This window comes from Vibrio chagasii (genome assembly GCF_002954585.1).
Taxonomy (GTDB): Bacteria; Pseudomonadota; Gammaproteobacteria; order Enterobacterales; family Vibrionaceae; genus Vibrio; species Vibrio chagasii_A.
The window spans coordinates 797,966-813,872 of sequence record NZ_MSCI01000002.1 but is presented as its reverse complement, the minus strand read 5'-3'; the positions used below and the strand labels follow the sequence as shown (position 1 = coordinate 813,872).

Sequence of the window (15,907 nt, the reverse complement as noted above, 5' to 3'; positions counted from 1 at the left end):
TCCAAAGGCGTCTAACCATGAATACTTATACGTAATTGTCAAAATCAAAAAAGCCCCTGTGAGCTTGGCTTACAGGGGCTTTAACTTAAACTTGGCTGCTTAAGTAATTTGTTTAAGATGCATCAATAGGTCCGCCAAAAGCAGTAACTGGAGGTGCCTTACCAACAAACTTCTCAAAGTCCACAATACATGTGTGCGCAGAAGTAGCCTGTGCTAGCTCAGAAGAGCCGATATCTTGAGTAAGTGTGTTGGGGTCACCATAAGTACAAATTGCACCTACTTTTTCGTTTAGAGGGCCATACCAAGCACCTTCTTCGATACGGACAACACCACGTGGGTAGCTATCAGTAAGTACAGCACCAGCAAGAAGTTGACCACGGTCGTTAAATACACGTACCAAGTCACCGTCTTTAATGCCTTTCGCTTTTGCATCAACTGGGTTGATGTATACAGGCTCACGACCTTGAACAGCGTAAGTAGCACGGAAATCTTCAGATTCACACATCTGAGAGTGCAGACGCTTGTCCGGGTGGCAAGATTGTAGCCAGTACGGGTGTTTGTCAGAGCCAGGACCACCGTGTGAGCGTTCTGATTTCTCAAACCACATAGGGTGTTCTTGACAGTGTTCGTAACCGTAACGACCGATCTTACGAGAAGTGATCTCGATGAAGCCAGAAGGTGTACCCAGTGGGTTGATTTCTGGGTCTTGGCGGAAGTCAGCGTGACGCACCCAAGGCTTACCTTGACCGAAGTCTAGTACACTCTTTTCCCAGAACTCATTAAACTCTGGCATTTCGAACTTCCCGTCGTTCGCTTTCTTACAATCGTTGTAAAGACTGCGAATCCACTCCATCTCACTCATACCACGAGTGTATTCCTCGCGACGACCAAAGCGTTGAGTAAGTTCGCTCATGATTTGAAAATCAGACTTAGAATGGAACAATGGATCAACCAGGCGATGCATCGCAATCAGACCTTTGCTTGAATAAGATCCGTATACGTCAATATCATTTCGCTCCCACTGCGTACAAGCAGGCAGAACGATATCAGAGAAACGACAAGTTGCTGTCCATGCGAAATCAATAGTGACGACAGTTTGAAGCTTTTGAAACGCTTGCTTCATACGGTTTCGATCTTGGTGATGGTGCCATGGGTTATTTCCTGAAATAACCATCATCTTGAAACCAGGCAGTTTAACTTTACTCCCGTTGTAATTGATCTCTTTGCCAGGTTCTAGCAAACTGTCGACCCATCTTGCAACCGGTATAGTGCGGCTGTAGCCATTAAAGTTACTATTATCCCATTTAGGTTTCATACCTGTATCTAGGTTTCGAGGAAAACCACCGGGCCCCGCGAAGCCAGTTGAAGGTACACCAATACTTGAGTAGTGATGACCGTAAGAGATGCCACCACCAGGTAGGCCGATTTGACCAACCATTGCTGCCACTACTGCTGCCGCCCAGTATGGCTGCTCACCATGCTCTTGACGTTGGATACACCAACCCATAAGGATCTGTGTACGACCGTTCACTAGCATGCGTGCGAATTCACGAATCTTGTCCGCTTTAACGCCACAGATAGGTGCAGCCCACTCAGGGGTCTTAACAACTTTATCTTTCGTTTCACCTTGAACGTACTTGATGAAATCTTCGAAACCTAGACAGTAAGTTTCAATGAACTTCTTGTCGTACAGGTCTTCGTTGTACAGTACGTGTGCAACAGCAAGCATGAATGCTACGTCTGTTAGTGGGTTAATGTATAGGTGATCGTTCTCTAGGTAACGTTGAGTCTTGTTCTTAACTGGGTCTACAGATAGAACGTTGATCTCACCTTTCGCTACTTTTTCCTTCAACTGCGCTAGGTAGTTGAAAGATTCGTGCGTTTCACAGTTCCAACCTACTTGTAGGTTTTTCACTGGGTCGTTTGCCCAAAGAATGATGTTGTCTGAATTCTCTAGGATTTCAGACCAAGACGTACCTTGTGCATAAACTTCTGTTGAACCAAGTACGTAAGGCATGATGGTTTGACCTGCACCAGTAGAGTAGTCGCCTACTTTAGTGATGAAGTTACCGTGCATACCTACAGCACGTTGCATGTGTGCCGTACAGTTGTTGAACGCACCAGTTTGGTTCCAACCAGTTTGACCTGCGTGTAGAGCCCATGGACCGTATTCTTTCTGAACACGTTCTAGCTCACGGTAGAACAGGTCTAGAGCTTCATCCCAAGTTACACGGATGAAACGGTTGTTACCGCGCGTCTCAGCGCTGTATTTGTGCTTCTTCAGCCAATCTAGACGAACCATTGGGTAACGAACACGTGATGGGCTGTAGATAATGCCCTTGATGCCGTTCAACATTTCTGTTGGGTTCTGGTCTAGTTCTAGCGGTTTGATCTCTTGAACTTTACCCGCGTAGATGTGGGCGCGGAACGCGCCCCAGTGTGAACCTGTTACTTTCCAAGTACCAGTAGACTCAGCTGCGTTTGCAGATGCTGAAGCCAATAAGCTTGGACCGATAACTGACGCTGCGCTTGTGGTTGCTACACCTTTAAGAAAACTTCTTCGTGTAATAGCCATTTATTTTTACTCCAATCCGACGCTTATTAGTGGTGACCTTCAGCATAATCTGAAGAGTGCTTCTGTAGGTACTTCAAGATCAGTGCTTCGCTGTCTGTATCTAGGTTAACGAACGCTAGCATACCGTCGAACATACCTGGCCATGTGTTCGCATCGAAGTGCGCTTCAGCTGGTTGTGTGTGACATACAGAACAGTTAGTTTTATAAGCTTCTTTCGATTTTTCCCATACAGGGTTGATGTCGTTCAGCATAGATTCTTTCTTGATCCATACTTTCGCTGCTACTTTCTCCCAAGGAAGACCAGTTAGCTCATCAACTTTCTTCTCACCAGCCGTAACAATGTTCGCGTCTGTTGATGCTTCTTTCAGTAGAGATGCTACTGCGATGTTTTTACCGAAGTCTTCTTGAATTACACGACCGAAGCCTTTCGCTTTACGCCAGCCGTCGATTTCAATTTCAACGTAGTCGCCTTTGTCTTCAAGAACTTTTACAGTCGATGCTGGGTTTAGAAGACCTGCTTCTTCAGCACCTTTGTCATCGAAGTAGATTGGTAGGTGACGAACACTAACTAGTTGCTGACCTACACCGTAATCAGTGTTTGAAGTCATACCTTCTAGGTCACCAACGATACCACCGATGCTATCCATGCCCGCAGGTAAATGGTGGGCGATACCTTTATGACAATCAACACAACTCTGATCTTTCTCTGCTGCTTGTTTCATCTGAATTCGAGCCGTTGGGGACATCTGGTTAAAATCCATCGAGTCATAGTTATGACAGTTTTTACACTCTAAAGATTTATTCGCCGAGAAGCGGTCCCACTCGTGTTTGGCAAGCTCAATGCGGCGTTCTTCGAAAACACCCGGTTCACCATAGTTACCAAATACCTGTGCAAACACTTCTTTTGAAGCTTGCATTTTACGGGCAATCTTATCAGTCCAATTATGAGGTACGTGACAATCAGGGCAAGTAGCTCGAACCCCCGAGTGGTTTTTCCAGTGAACCGTTTCCTGCAGTTCAACGTATACGTTATCACGCATGGTGTGACAGCTGATGCAGAACTTTTCAGTGTTTGTAGCTTCTAGGGCTGTATTAAAACCACCCCAGAAAATAACACCAGCTATAAATCCACCCATGGTAAGCACACCAAGGCTAATGTGGACGGCTGGGCGAGACATAGTTCGCCACAGTTTAATGATTAACGATTTCATTTTTTACTCTCTTAAACTTTAAATGCTAATGAGGCTTGATAGGAGTTAAGCGCCATGCGCACCAGGAGGACCGAAGAAAAATACCTGAAGTGCCCAGACGATAAACCCATACCCACCTACAAACGCTACACTCAATACTGGAAAGAGAACTACCGCGATAAAGAGGAATGACTTCCACTCTAGCGAGCGTTTTTCGCCCGCTTCAACTTTTTTAACATCACTCATACACTGTGCCTATTTTGTATTTAGTAATTCCGATTAACCCGTTTACGGAGCTAATTTACTGGGAACATTTTCTTAGCTACCTACTCACGAATATTAAACCATACACAAAGTGTGGTTCAACGAAATCCATACTTTAATTGTTGTTAATCAATACTTTTTTGAGTTCATCCAATTTTGTTTTCAGTTAAAGAAACATATTAAAAATCATTAATAAATATGAAGAATTAAGTACACCTCAAAAGCATCAAACGCTAACACTTATGAAACTGTGCTGTAACCAAATTTAACGTTCTACTTACTAAGTAGTAGCTAACAATACCTAAAATAACCAATATTTTGAGCTGTAATTTTTAAAGCTATTGCGTAACAATTGAAGAAAAAACTGGCGTACTGAAATTCATCATTTGGCACTTTCAGATATGATGTGTGTCCAATAAAAAGGAAGCACTATGCAAGATGTTATCGACATATCTTGGTGGCAGTTACTGCTATTTAGCTCACTTCTCCTCTTACCAATCACCATTAATCACAAACTGAAATTAGGTCTAGGCAAAGAGGCTTCTATTAGTATTGTGCGTATGGCTGTACAGCTCTTTCTGGTAGGGCTTTACCTAGAGTACCTATTTACTCTAAATAGCTTATGGGTCAATTTACTGTGGTTATTTGCCATGATAGTCGTCGGAGCGAGTTCGATTGTCGAAAAATCCAAGCTGCCTAGAAAGCTGCTACTTGGCCCAGTTGCTGTAGGTCTTGCTGTAACGTGCGTACCCATTGTTTTGTTTATCTGCTTCTTTATCATCAAGCCGACACCGTTGTTTAGTGCACAATACCTTATCCCTATTGCAGGGATGCTATTAGGTAACAGCTTAAGCAGTAATATAGTGGCACTACAGAACTTGTTTGGCGCTTTCGAAACACAAAAATCAGAATATGAAGCAGCTATAGCCCTAGGAGCCGCACCGAGTTACGCAGCCGCGCCATTTGTACGCAATGCAATACAGAAGGCGATGTCACCAATTATGGCGTCGATGGCCACTACCGGCTTAGTAACACTACCAGGAATGATGACAGGACAAATTCTAGGTGGGGCTTCACCAATGATCGCTATTAAATATCAACTGATGATCATGCTGGCTATTTTTGTCATGATGAGTTGCTCTTTGGCACTTGCATTGCAACTATCTTTGAAGACATCACTGACCAAAGAAGGTCGAGTTCTTGCACAAATTCAGGCTTCTAAATAGCCGCTCCCCTACCATGAGAACTGGTTACTCACTGAATTTGAGACAGGTTATCCACAGAAACTGTGGATAACCAAATCAATATAGATCCTTTTTTATCCAACTCCCCCACCTAAAAGATCATTTCCTTTGATCCTTGGTTAATTTCAACGACATATACATATCTGTAGATCGTGATTATTAAGTCTTCTATTATTTAAGAGAGTGTCCTATTGCGTGGTTTTCCACAAATAAAAAACGGCCTGCAATGCAGGCCGTCTTTTTAGTGTCACAGTCAGTTCGGTGCAATCACCGAGCTTGAATTAGTCGCGTAGATAAATCATCCAATACCACATGCCAACAAAGATACCACCACCGATGATATTACCTAAAGTCACAGGCAGCAGGTTATTGGTCAAAAAATCCATCATATTAAGGTCAACATAGTCCGCAGGGTTAGCGCCAGTCATCGTCCAGAACTCAGCAGGAGCGAATGTCTTAATACCGATAGCAAGCGGGACTTGGAACATATTCGCAATACAGTGCTCAAAGCCTGATGATACAAACATCGCAACTGGCAAGATCATTACCGCGATTTTGTCAGTCAGCGTGCGTCCACTGAAAGTCATCCACACCGCAATACAAACCAACACGTTACACATGATGCCTAGCGCGACAGCTTGGATAAAATCGTGATGCATCTTATGTTGAGAAATCGCCATCGCGTTTAAACCAACTTGCCCATGATCAAACATGTATTGCTTAGTCAATAGCATACAAGTTACAAGCAATAATGCCCCAACCAGGTTACCAATATAAACCGTCGCCCAGTTCTTAATCAGTGTTTGCCAAGTGATTTTGCCACTTGCACGAGCCACCAAGGTTAGCACTGAACTGGTAAATAGTTCACCGCCAGTAACCACAACAAGAATTAAGCCCAAGCTAAATGCTAAGCCGCCCAACAAGCGAGTAATACCCCATGGTAAATCGCCAGCACCGGTAGTAACGATGGTGTAGAACACAAACGCAATACCGATATGGATACCAGCAGAAATCGCTAGAAGGAAAGATTTGATTGGATCTTTAGTTGCTTTACCTACGCCAATATCTGCAGCGCGCTCAGCCATTTGTGGCGGTAATAATGAGTCAAATTGGTTTAGATTCATGATGATTTACATTTTGAAACATGTCGTCGGGAGCGCGATAATCCTCTCTTTCATTTCTGAATTCAAGAGCTATTTTTGACTCAAATTCCACTCAACAACTAAGAATATGCAAAACTCATAATGATATTGAAATTTCATACGACTTTAGTAGTAAAAACAAAACTGTGATGAATGAAAACCCGTTACCAATAAAAACAGCACATCTTTAAATATCAACAAGTTACGTTAAAACAATAAAAATGACGTACACTAAAAACGCGTTTTTAGGGCTTTTGCATCCAGATTTTGACATAGATCAACAGAACGTAAAAAAGTGCCCTCAGGCGCTTTTAACTCAGTCACAGATTAAGAGGTTTGTTGTCCTAAACCGACGGGTCAACCACTTCATCTGATACCGACTCTAACCTTGTCTCTTCAAGATCTGATTCAGTGTTAGTAGGCGTCAGTTCAGAATCACTTTCATTAGCGACCTTCCCGCCTAGAGTCTTCAAATTTTCCACTAGCTCTTCCAAACTCTTAATATGTGCATCACTCTTCGCAACTTGTTCGTCTAAAAGCTGACTGCGTTTTGTTGCCTCAGACAATTGTTGCGCCTGTAGCTGATTTTCTCTTTCTAACTGCGCGAGCTGGTCAGTTAAAGATTCAATCTCAGATTTAAGCATGGCTGTCATATCTGAGCTTTTAAGCTCGTTGATGCTTGAAACAATCTTCTGAGACTGAAGACGCAATACTACGTCACGATAATCTTCTTCATTGATCGCCTGTGAGATGCTCAGTAACTGATTCTCAGCATTCAGCACCGATTGTTCGAACTTGTCCCCTTTAACACTCGCAAGTACCTTTACTTCATGAGCAACGCTTCGGACGTGGTCCAATTCAAACTCTGCGGCTTGAACAGCACCCTCAATGATCGACTTTTCACGAGGGCTCGCTTTGACCTGATTCTCAGCTAACGCGATTTGCGCAGTGGCCTTAGCAAAGGTCAACGGTACCACATCATCAAAGTCTTCATCTTCTAAGTACTCTAATTGATCTTTGAGCGGTTCGATGTATTTTTTGTGTGCGACTTTCACTTCCAACAGGCGTGCATTATTAAGGAACTCAACTTGAGCTTCTTGAGCGTCCTCTAATTCATCGACTAACACATACTCAAATAGCTCGCTGTATTCTGAATACAATCGTTTGTAACTCGAAGCGAACATGGTGTCAGCGCCAAGATATTTGAGGTAATCCATTTGCACAATCGAATCGGCAAGTACTCTATCCGCTTTTTCCTTAAGTACGAGAATCGCATCGTAGTTTGATTTGATTAACGCAATCTTCTCATCGAAGGCTTCAGCATAAGTTAAGCTCGAGAAAATTGAATAGCTCTTAGTAAGACGCGTCTCGTCTTTGAGTAAATCGGCATAAATACTTTCCGCATCTTCCCATGCGTCGAGCAATTCATTGTAATTCTCTGGAGCATAAAGAGACAATTGAGTGTGGTCTTCCAACTTTGTCTCCCACTCTGTATAGACAACTTGTACAGAATGAAACGAACGGACCTCTACTGCAGATTCATTGTTGTTTGTGGTTTGACTTGCGTCTGTCTGCTCTGAGGGTGTGCTTTGACAACCTGAGATTGCAAATAGCATACTAATTACTAATGCTAATTTGTTCGCTCTCACTGATGCATTTCCTTTTTTCTACAATATTAGCTGAATGCAATATATTTCTAGTCACACAATATATTACAACCACTTAGCAATAAACATCATTCGCCATTTAGGTGGGCACAAATCACTCAATACAACCAAAATAAGTTCACCATACGACGATTAATCATTCAATTTGGTATCAGTTATCAAATCTATTTATTTGCTGTTGCCTGAGCCGAGAATGCGCACTAAGGTGAAGGTAGAGAACGTTATGAATATATAGGTTAATTATGAAGTACACCGCTGAACATATTGCTGATTTAAACCTCCTTCTTCAATTTGATGTAAGTAGCGCAGCTACGGGTATTAAAGTTCATCAAGAAGCTAGCCAAGAAACTCAAGACGCTGTTAAGCGCCTATTCGAAAAGAACCTTTGTACTCAACCAGACGGCGGTTACCTAACCGATGAAGGTATTGAGATGGCAGAGCGCGCTGACAAGCTGCTTCGCGTACTCAAATAAAGCGCGACGGTTATTGTAAAAACTCCACTTGCTTCGGCCGTGGAGTTTTTTCATTTTTGGCCAAAGGTTTGTTAGGCTTATTGTAAATCCATCAATTTCAGTTGTGAGGAACAGATGGCTTCTATATTTATTGTTGGTGCTGGATGGGTAGGCGCGCCTTTATCTGAACACCTAGAGAGACATGGTAACCGCGTCGTCGTCACTAAAACGACCCAAGCAGGTGCAGATACGATCGGCAGTGAACGTATTCCCTGCGAAGTATTCAGCTTTGATTCGTCAAACTCAGACCAAACCGTCGGACAACTCTATTCTTTACTGCTCGAACACAATACCGAGATCGTGATTGGGAGCTTCCCTCCTGGTTTTAGGAAAGGCGCTGGGAAAGAGTATGCAGTCTATTGGCAGCTACTTACTAAAGCTTGTCAGCAAGCAAATATTAAGAAGCTGATTATGGTCAGTTCAACAACGGTGTACCCTACTAAACCGGGTATCATGTACGAGCAGGATGCATCACTTGTGCTTGCGAACGCTGACAGCGGTGACGCTTGCACATTCTCCGATAACGCGCGAATCATGCTTCAAGCTGAACAGTCGGTGATGGATTCTGGTATTGATTACGCCATTCTTCGCTTTAGTGGATTAATTGGCCCAAATCGCCATCCGTCGCGCTTTGCCAGTAAACTCAAACAAGTGAGTAACCAAGCCCCTGCAAATATGCTGCACCTTGATGATGCCATTGGCGCGGTTGATTTTGCGATAAGCCACCTACATAACGAAATCGCCAATGTGACGACACCAAACACGGTAAGCAAAGCTGAGTTCTACGCTGCCGCTTTAAAAAGTGCCAACAGTAGTGAACCACTTCCGCCTGTTGTTAATGAACCGGATAAACTGATTTCTTCGAAAAAGATCCTCGATTTAGGTTATTCATTTAAGTTTGAATCCACATTGGACGCTCTTCATGACTAAGCCATCCTCAAAGAACCTACACCGCTCAATCGATACCCTTTGGAATTTCATGTCTATGGGACACAAGGTTGAGCCTTCAGATTGTATTTTTGTATTGTGCAGTAACGACACTCGCGTCGCTGAATATGCTGCTGAGCTTTACCAGCAAAAGGTCGCGCCTTATATCGTATTTTCTGGAGGCGTCGGAAGATTTACTGAAGGCAGTTTTGAACGCTCAGAAGCAGAAACTTTTGCAGCAATTGCTAGAGACTGTGGCGTGCCTGATTCTGACATCGTCATCGAAAAGCACGCGACAAATACGGGAGAAAATGTCCGCTTCACACACGAGTTACTTACTGAGTTAGAATTATCTCCTAAAAGACTGACCTTAGTGCAGAAGCCCTTTATGGAGAAAAGAACCTACGCGACCTTCAGTAAACAATGGCCTGACGAGACAACGGAAATAACCGTAACCTCAAAATGGCAAGACTGGGTCGATTACTTTAATGAAGAGTTGCCATTAGATATGGTGCTAGGCGCATTGGTGGCGGATTTTGAACGCATCAAATCGTACCCCGCTAAAGGTTTTCAGATTGAAATGCCTATCCCTAAGGAAGTGGATGACGCCTATCAATCGATCAAGAAGCTCGGCTTTGAATAGATAACGATAACCAACGAGAAAACAAAAACGGTGGCACTAAGCCACCGTTTCTTTTTTATCACTTTGCCTTTCAGCTATTGCTACAGGACTTAAGAAGCGTTTACTTACCTAGCGCTTCTTTGTAGTGAAGACGACATACAGACACGTATTTGTCGTTACCACCAATCGCTACTTGATCACCTTCCGCGATCGCGACACCGTGTTCATCAGTACGAATTACCATATTCGCTTTGCGGCCACAGTGACAGATAGTTTTAAGCTCAACCAGTTTATCTGCCCAAGACAGCAAGTAACGGCTGCCTTCAAATAACTCACCTAGGAAATCGGTACGTAAACCGTAACACAGTACAGGAATATGCAGTTTATCTACCACTTCTGTTAGCTGATATACCTGCTCTTTCGACAAGAATTGACACTCATCAATCAGTACACAGTGACGCTTTTCTTCCTCGTTCAGCTCGTTAATCGCTTCGAAAAGATTCGTGTCATTCTTAAAAAGCTGCGCTTCAGACTGCAGACCAATTCGAGAACTCACTTTACCAATACCGTAGCGATCATCGAGTGCCGCTGTAAAGATCACAGGCGTCATACCGCGCTCTTGGTAGTTGAATGAAGATTGAAGAAGCGTTGTCGATTTACCCGCATTCATTGCTGAGTAGTAAAAATACATCTGAGCCACAGAAATATTCCTGTTTAATAAAGTTGAATATAGAAAAGATGAAATTAGAGAATTTTTACTAGAAAAAAGGGCTGAAAATCAGCCCTTTTTATAAGATTTACTTACGACGCCAAGTCGTACCTTCTGGGCCATCTTCCAGAACGATACCTAATTCGTTTAACTTATCACGTGCAAGGTCAGCATTTGCCCAATCCTTAGAAGCACGAGAGTCGTTACGCAGTTTGATCAGAGCTTCGATTTCAGCCACTTCGTCATCATTACCAGCAGCATCACCTTGTAGGAAAGCTTCTGGGTCTTGGTGAAGAATACCGATAATGTCCGCTAGTTCGCGCATCAAAGCGCCAAGTCCACTTGCTTTTTCTATGCTTTCTGTCTTGATGCGGTTGATTTCACGAGCCATTTCAAAAAGCACTGAGTATGCTTCTGGCGTATTGAAGTCATCGTTCATCGCAGTAGAGAAACGAGTTACGTACTCTTCACCACCAGCTGGTGCTGCAGTAAGATCTAGACCACGAAGTGACGTGTATAGACGCTCAAGTGATGCTCGAGCTTGGTTCAAGTTATCTTCGCTGTAGTTAAGTTGGCTACGGTAGTGACCAGACATTAGGAAGTAACGAACCGTTTCGGCATCGTAATGAGCCAGCACGTCACGGATAGTGAAGAAGTTACCTAGAGACTTAGACATCTTCTCTTTATCTACCATCACCATGCCACTGTGCATCCAAGTATTTACATACTGAGTACCGTGTGCACAGCAAGATTGTGCGATCTCGTTCTCGTGGTGTGGGAACTGCAGATCCGAACCGCCACCGTGGATATCGAAGTGGTTGCCAAGAATAGACGAGTTCATTGCTGAACATTCAATGTGCCAACCTGGACGACCTGGGCCCCATGGCGATTCCCATGTCGGTTCACCTGGCTTAGACATTTTCCAAAGAACGAAGTCTAATGGGCTACGTTTTGCTGATTCAACATCAACACGCGCACCAGCTTGAAGTTGCTCTAGATCCTGCTTAGAAAGCTTACCGTAATCGTCAAACTTCTTAACTTCGAACATTACATCGCCGTTGCTTGCTACGTAAGCAAAACCACGTTCAATCAGCTTTTCAACAAGCTCGATGATTTCTGTGATGAATTCCGTCGCACGAGGCTCAACGTCTGGACGCTTCATGTTCAACGCATCGAAGTCAGCGTGCATTTCACTGATTAGGCGCTCAGTTAGAGAATCGCAAGACTCGCCGTTTTCGTTCGCACGCTTAATGATTTTGTCGTCGATGTCTGTGATGTTGCGAACAAACGTTAGGTCATAACCTAAGTAACGCAGGTAGCGAGTCACAACGTCGAAAGAAACGAACGTACGGCCATGACCAATATGACAGAGATCGTAGATGGTTACCCCACAGACATACATGCCGACTTTGCCAGCTGTAATTGGTTTGAATTCCTCTTTCTGTCTTGTGAGTGTGTTATATATCTTTAGCATGATCTCTATCTATTTTATGGATTAATCAAAATAAGCTCGCAGTATAACAAGTCATACCTTAATAGGTAATACCTTTCACCATCAAATCAGCTAAACTCCTTGTTATCTATTGACGATTTCGTATTTTGAAACTCAATCAAACTAGGCTAGAATCGCCTTTCATATTAAAAAGACAGTAAGGTAACAATCATGATCATCCTTCACACAAATTTTGGTGACATCAAAGTTCAACTAAATGAAGAAAAAGCACCAGAAACAAGCGCAAACTTCCTACAGTATTGCCGTGACGGTTTCTACGACAACACACTATTCCACCGTGTTATCGATGGTTTCATGATTCAAGGCGGCGGCATGACTTCTGGCCTTAAAGAAAAAGCGACTCGCGCAACTATCAAGAACGAAGCAAACAACGGTCTAGCGAACAAAGTTGGTACGCTAGCAATGGCTCGTACTATGGAACCGCACTCAGCAAGCTCTCAGTTCTTCATCAACGTAAACGACAACTCTTTCCTTAACTTCCGCAGCGAAAGCCTAGACGGTTGGGGTTACTGTGTATTCGCAGAAGTTGTAGAAGGCATGGACGTAGTAAACAAGATCAAAGGTGTTAGCACTGGTTCTATGGGTATGCACCAAGACGTACCACTAGAAGAAGTGATCATCACTGGTACTACAATCGAAGCTTAATTACTCGCTTTCGGTTAGTATTAATAATTGATGAGCCGATAAAATCAGGATACAGGGAGCGAATCGCTCCCTTTTTTTAGACCTATGAAAACATATTTTATATCAGACCTTCACCTTGCTCCGTCACGACAAGACATCACGGACTGCTTCCTAACCTTCATGAAGAATGAAGCGGTAGAAGCGGATGCACTCTACGTATTAGGTGATCTGTTTGAATTCTGGATTGGTGACGACGATAAGAGTGAATTCGCCAATTCTATTCGCCAAGCATTTATCGATTTGGTGAAAGCTGGTGTCCCTTGTTACTTCACTCAAGGTAACCGTGACTTTTTGGTTGGGAAAAGATTTGCCAAGCAGACTGGTGTACAGCTTCTAGACGAAGTGACGACTATCGATATCTACGGGCAAAAAGCCGTGGTACTGCATGGTGACACTCTATGTACTGAAGACGTAAAGTACCTCGCTTTCCGTGAGAAAGTACACCAACCTTGGCTACAGTGGATCTTCAACAGAATTCCATTCTTTATTAAAAAGAAAATCGTTTCAAAAGTTCAGTCTGATATTAAAGATGATAAGCAGACTAAGTCGCTAGACATCATGGATGTGACGCAGCAAGAGGTCGAAAACGTGATGGAGAAAAACAATGTGGATCTCATGATCCACGGCCATACCCATCGTCCAAACGTCCACACTTTTGATGCTAACAATTGCACTAAAACTCGTATTGTACTTGGTGATTGGTATACACAAGGCTCTGTACTGGTGTTTACTCCGCAAAGTTTTGAACTACAGAATCGAGCGTTTAGCAATAGCTTTCAACAACAGCCTTAAACTTTCAGTTTGATTATTATAGTGGGTCAGACTTTCTTAGATTGTGTATGGTAATTTCTAGTGAATTAGCTATTATCTCTCTATCTGAAATAAACCGAACACAGTACCAAGTTGAAATATTCATACGTAGCGCGTCAACCAATACTCGATGCAGACAAGAAAACCATAGGTTACGAGTTGCTATTCAGGGATGGTCCTAAGAACACTTTCCCTGAAGTAGAACCGGAACTCGCTACTAGTCGTTTGCTATCTGACCACTTCTTATCGACTCACTACAATACATTGGGTGATAAGCTTGGTTTCGTTAACTTCCCTTATGCAAGCCTAATCAACTTAGTCCCTACTCTGTTCCCCAAAGAAAGCTTAGTCGTTGAAGTTCTAGAAGACTGCGAACCAACTGACGAGTTACTTGAGGCGATCAAGACTATCTATGATGCTGGCTACACTATTGCATTAGATGACTTTGTGCCAAGTAAGGCTTGGAAGCGTTTCCTACCTTACGTATCGATTATCAAATTCGATATTCGTTTGGTCTCTATTGAAAAAGCTTCGATGTTCATGAGCTCAATGAAAGGATTAGATGTTAAGTTTCTTGCTGAAAAAGTAGAGACTTATGAGGAATATCAAGAAGCGAATAAAGCGGGTTTCAGCTACTTCCAAGGCTACTTTTTTAGCAAGCCAGAGATGATTCAGACTCGTGCACTCAACCCTGCTTTTTTAACTATCGTGCAACTGTTAAAAGAGATCGCCAACGATCCTATTGATTTTGGCGAAGTAGAACGCCTGATCACCTTAGATGTTACGCTTTCATATAAGCTGCTTACCTACGTAAACTCGGCAGGTGGCTCAGCGACGACCATTCGCTCTTTCCGACAAGCATTGGTTTATCTGGGAGAGCAAAAGCTTCGTAAATTTGTCTCTCTTGTTGCGATTGCGTCTGCGAAGGAAGACAAACCTGACTCACTTTACGGCTTAGCTGTCATTCGCGCTCGCCAGTGTGAACTGTTAGTCGAAAAGATGAACGTTAAAGTGGAGCCAGGACAAGCTTTCTTAACTGGTATGTTCTCGTTATTAGATTCATTGTTTGACCAACCGTTAAAACAGGTACTGGATTCTGTGCCAATTGACGAAGAAATAAAACAAGCACTAATACTGCGCAAAGGTGTATTAGGTGCGGTCTTAGCTATGGTGGTAGCCTATGAGCAAGCTCGTTGGGATGAAGCAACTCGCATTCGTAATCTCCTCAAACTCAGTGAGGCTCAACTTGGCCTCGCCTATGACGAAGCGACAGCTTGGGCGCAAGATTTGTTAGCACCAGCTTGATTGACCATTAGCTTGGTCGAAACGTCCTCTTTAGTGGACCTTAATTTCTTGTTAAACTCCAACGCATTCATTTATGGCCTCTTACTCAGAGGCCATTTTTACAGGATCTGACTATGTCTTTATGCCCATGTGGTAGCAACAATACTTACCCTCAGTGCTGTGAACCAGCACACCTTAATCACAGCTCAGTTGAAACGCCAGAGCAGTTAATGCGCTCGCGTTATTCAGCGCATGTTTTAGGGTTGGTGGACTATGTGATTGCTACCTACCACCCTAGCTGCAATGCAGAAGCACAAAGAGAAGGCATTGCAGATTCGATCAACAGTGACTGGGCTGGTCTAGAAGTTATCGACACTGCTGCTGGTTCCCACGAAAACGAGGGCTATGTTGAATTTAAAGCCTATTTTAATGAAGAAGGCGCGCAATACTGCATGCAAGAACGCTCTCGTTTCGTTCGTGAAAACGGCCTTTGGTTCTATATCGATGGTGAATTTCCAGAACAAAGCCAACCTGAGCCTGAGATTGACCCTCGCCTAAACCAAACCGTAGAGAGCTTTAAGATCGGCCGCAATGACCCGTGTATCTGTGGCAGCGGTAAGAAATCCAAGAAGTGCTGTGGCTAACTCGTACGCATAGGAAGTCAGATTAGAAGAAGAGATTCCTGATGTCGCTTAGGCTCCTCGGCATGACGAGGCCTAAAGGTGAGATAGGCACAGGATAGAACGCTAAAAAAGCCCCGTAAA

The 15,907-nt window shown here is 43.4% G+C and carries 15 protein-coding genes; 8 read left to right on the top strand and 7 right to left on the bottom strand.

Translation table 11 applies throughout. The features are described from left to right. Positions 1-112 precede the first annotated feature (112 nt). The 3 genes from torA to torE are packed head-to-tail and all read right to left on the bottom strand — an operon-like array spanning position 113 to position 4,011. Positions 113-2,575 (bottom strand): trimethylamine-N-oxide reductase TorA, encoded by a 2,463-nt coding sequence (torA, locus tag BTO10_RS11850; RefSeq protein WP_004742046.1) that lies wholly within the window; start codon positions 2,573-2,575, stop codon positions 113-115. A gap of 26 nt (positions 2,576-2,601) precedes the next feature. Then, positions 2,602-3,786, bottom strand: a complete 1,185-nt coding sequence (torC, locus tag BTO10_RS11845) for a pentaheme c-type cytochrome TorC (RefSeq protein ID WP_105024637.1) — start codon at positions 3,784-3,786, stop codon at positions 2,602-2,604. A 45-nt stretch (positions 3,787-3,831) separates the two neighbouring features. Beyond that, a complete protein-coding gene (gene torE / locus BTO10_RS11840; RefSeq protein ID WP_105024636.1) occupies positions 3,832-4,011 on the bottom strand; it encodes a trimethylamine N-oxide reductase system protein TorE in 180 nt (59 codons plus the stop codon). A gap of 449 nt (positions 4,012-4,460) precedes the next feature. Here torE and BTO10_RS11835 point away from each other — a divergent pair, with 449 nt between their 5' ends. Continuing rightward, positions 4,461-5,255, top strand: coding sequence for an ABC transporter permease (locus BTO10_RS11835; protein WP_105024635.1), 795 nt, complete (start codon positions 4,461-4,463; stop codon positions 5,253-5,255). A 299-nt stretch (positions 5,256-5,554) separates the two neighbouring features. Here BTO10_RS11835 and focA read toward each other — a convergent pair whose 3' ends face one another. Continuing rightward, positions 5,555-6,397, bottom strand: coding sequence for a formate transporter FocA (gene focA, locus BTO10_RS11830; protein WP_004742041.1), 843 nt, complete (start codon positions 6,395-6,397; stop codon positions 5,555-5,557). A 362-nt stretch (positions 6,398-6,759) separates the two neighbouring features. After that, positions 6,760-8,064 (bottom strand): ATPase, encoded by a 1,305-nt coding sequence (locus tag BTO10_RS11825; RefSeq protein WP_105024634.1) that lies wholly within the window; start codon positions 8,062-8,064, stop codon positions 6,760-6,762. Between the two features lie 260 nt (positions 8,065-8,324). Here BTO10_RS11825 and BTO10_RS11820 point away from each other — a divergent pair, with 260 nt between their 5' ends. The 3 genes from BTO10_RS11820 to BTO10_RS11810 all read left to right on the top strand — a co-directional run bounded on the left by BTO10_RS11820 (position 8,325) and on the right by BTO10_RS11810 (position 10,164). Next, positions 8,325-8,555, top strand: coding sequence for a TIGR02647 family protein (locus BTO10_RS11820; RefSeq protein ID WP_004742038.1), 231 nt, complete (start codon positions 8,325-8,327; stop codon positions 8,553-8,555). A gap of 114 nt (positions 8,556-8,669) precedes the next feature. Next, a complete protein-coding gene (locus tag BTO10_RS11815; protein ID WP_105024633.1) occupies positions 8,670-9,524 on the top strand; it encodes an NAD-dependent epimerase/dehydratase family protein in 855 nt (284 codons plus the stop codon). Next, entirely contained in the window at positions 9,517-10,164 is a 648-nt protein-coding gene (locus tag BTO10_RS11810; protein WP_181143978.1) for a YdcF family protein, read from the top strand. The genes BTO10_RS11815 and BTO10_RS11810 overlap by 8 nt, the downstream gene beginning before the upstream one ends. 100 nt (positions 10,165-10,264) lie before the next feature. Here the strand turns inward: BTO10_RS11810 and BTO10_RS11805 are convergent, their stop codons facing one another. After that, entirely contained in the window at positions 10,265-10,843 is a 579-nt protein-coding gene (locus BTO10_RS11805; RefSeq protein ID WP_004742035.1) for a thymidine kinase, read from the bottom strand. A 97-nt stretch (positions 10,844-10,940) separates the two neighbouring features. Continuing rightward, a complete protein-coding gene (cysS, locus tag BTO10_RS11800; RefSeq protein ID WP_105024632.1) occupies positions 10,941-12,326 on the bottom strand; it encodes a cysteine--tRNA ligase in 1,386 nt (461 codons plus the stop codon). 189 nt (positions 12,327-12,515) lie between these two features. On the opposite strand from cysS, the gene BTO10_RS11795 reads away from it, so the two are divergent. The 4 genes from BTO10_RS11795 to BTO10_RS11780 all read left to right on the top strand — a co-directional run bounded on the left by BTO10_RS11795 (position 12,516) and on the right by BTO10_RS11780 (position 15,787). After that, on the top strand, positions 12,516-13,010 hold the full coding sequence (locus BTO10_RS11795) for a peptidylprolyl isomerase (RefSeq protein ID WP_004742032.1): 495 nt from the start codon (positions 12,516-12,518) through the stop codon (positions 13,008-13,010). Between the two features lie 84 nt (positions 13,011-13,094). Next, the gene (lpxH, locus tag BTO10_RS11790; RefSeq protein WP_032554447.1) at positions 13,095-13,841 is read left to right on the top strand and encodes a UDP-2,3-diacylglucosamine diphosphatase; all 747 of its coding nucleotides are present in this window, start codon (positions 13,095-13,097) and stop codon (positions 13,839-13,841) included. 111 nt (positions 13,842-13,952) lie between these two features. Beyond that, the gene (locus tag BTO10_RS11785; protein ID WP_004742030.1) at positions 13,953-15,164 is read left to right on the top strand and encodes an EAL and HDOD domain-containing protein; all 1,212 of its coding nucleotides are present in this window, start codon (positions 13,953-13,955) and stop codon (positions 15,162-15,164) included. Positions 15,165-15,277: 113 nt separating this feature from the next. Next, entirely contained in the window at positions 15,278-15,787 is a 510-nt protein-coding gene (locus tag BTO10_RS11780) for a YchJ family protein (protein WP_105024631.1), read from the top strand. The last annotated feature ends 120 nt before the right edge of the window (positions 15,788-15,907 follow it).

Bases quoted from the DNA above. Each gene is read 5' to 3' on its own strand.
- cysS (WP_105024632.1), bottom strand. From the start codon at position 12,326: ATGCTAAAGATATATAACACACTCACAAGACAGAAAGAGGAATTCAAA.
- focA (WP_004742041.1), bottom strand. From the start codon at position 6,397: ATGAATCTAAACCAATTTGACTCATTATTACCGCCACAAATGGCTGAG.
- lpxH (WP_032554447.1), top strand. From the start codon at position 13,095: ATGAAAACATATTTTATATCAGACCTTCACCTTGCTCCGTCACGACAA.
- BTO10_RS11810 (WP_181143978.1), top strand. From the start codon at position 9,517: ATGACTAAGCCATCCTCAAAGAACCTACACCGCTCAATCGATACCCTT.
- torA (WP_004742046.1), bottom strand. From the start codon at position 2,575: ATGGCTATTACACGAAGAAGTTTTCTTAAAGGTGTAGCAACCACAAGC.
- BTO10_RS11795 (WP_004742032.1), top strand. From the start codon at position 12,516: ATGATCATCCTTCACACAAATTTTGGTGACATCAAAGTTCAACTAAAT.
- torE (WP_105024636.1), bottom strand. From the start codon at position 4,011: ATGAGTGATGTTAAAAAAGTTGAAGCGGGCGAAAAACGCTCGCTAGAG.
- torC (WP_105024637.1), bottom strand. From the start codon at position 3,786: ATGAAATCGTTAATCATTAAACTGTGGCGAACTATGTCTCGCCCAGCC.
- BTO10_RS11820 (WP_004742038.1), top strand. From the start codon at position 8,325: ATGAAGTACACCGCTGAACATATTGCTGATTTAAACCTCCTTCTTCAA.
- BTO10_RS11780 (WP_105024631.1), top strand. From the start codon at position 15,278: ATGTCTTTATGCCCATGTGGTAGCAACAATACTTACCCTCAGTGCTGT.
- BTO10_RS11815 (WP_105024633.1), top strand. From the start codon at position 8,670: ATGGCTTCTATATTTATTGTTGGTGCTGGATGGGTAGGCGCGCCTTTA.
- BTO10_RS11835 (WP_105024635.1), top strand. From the start codon at position 4,461: ATGCAAGATGTTATCGACATATCTTGGTGGCAGTTACTGCTATTTAGC.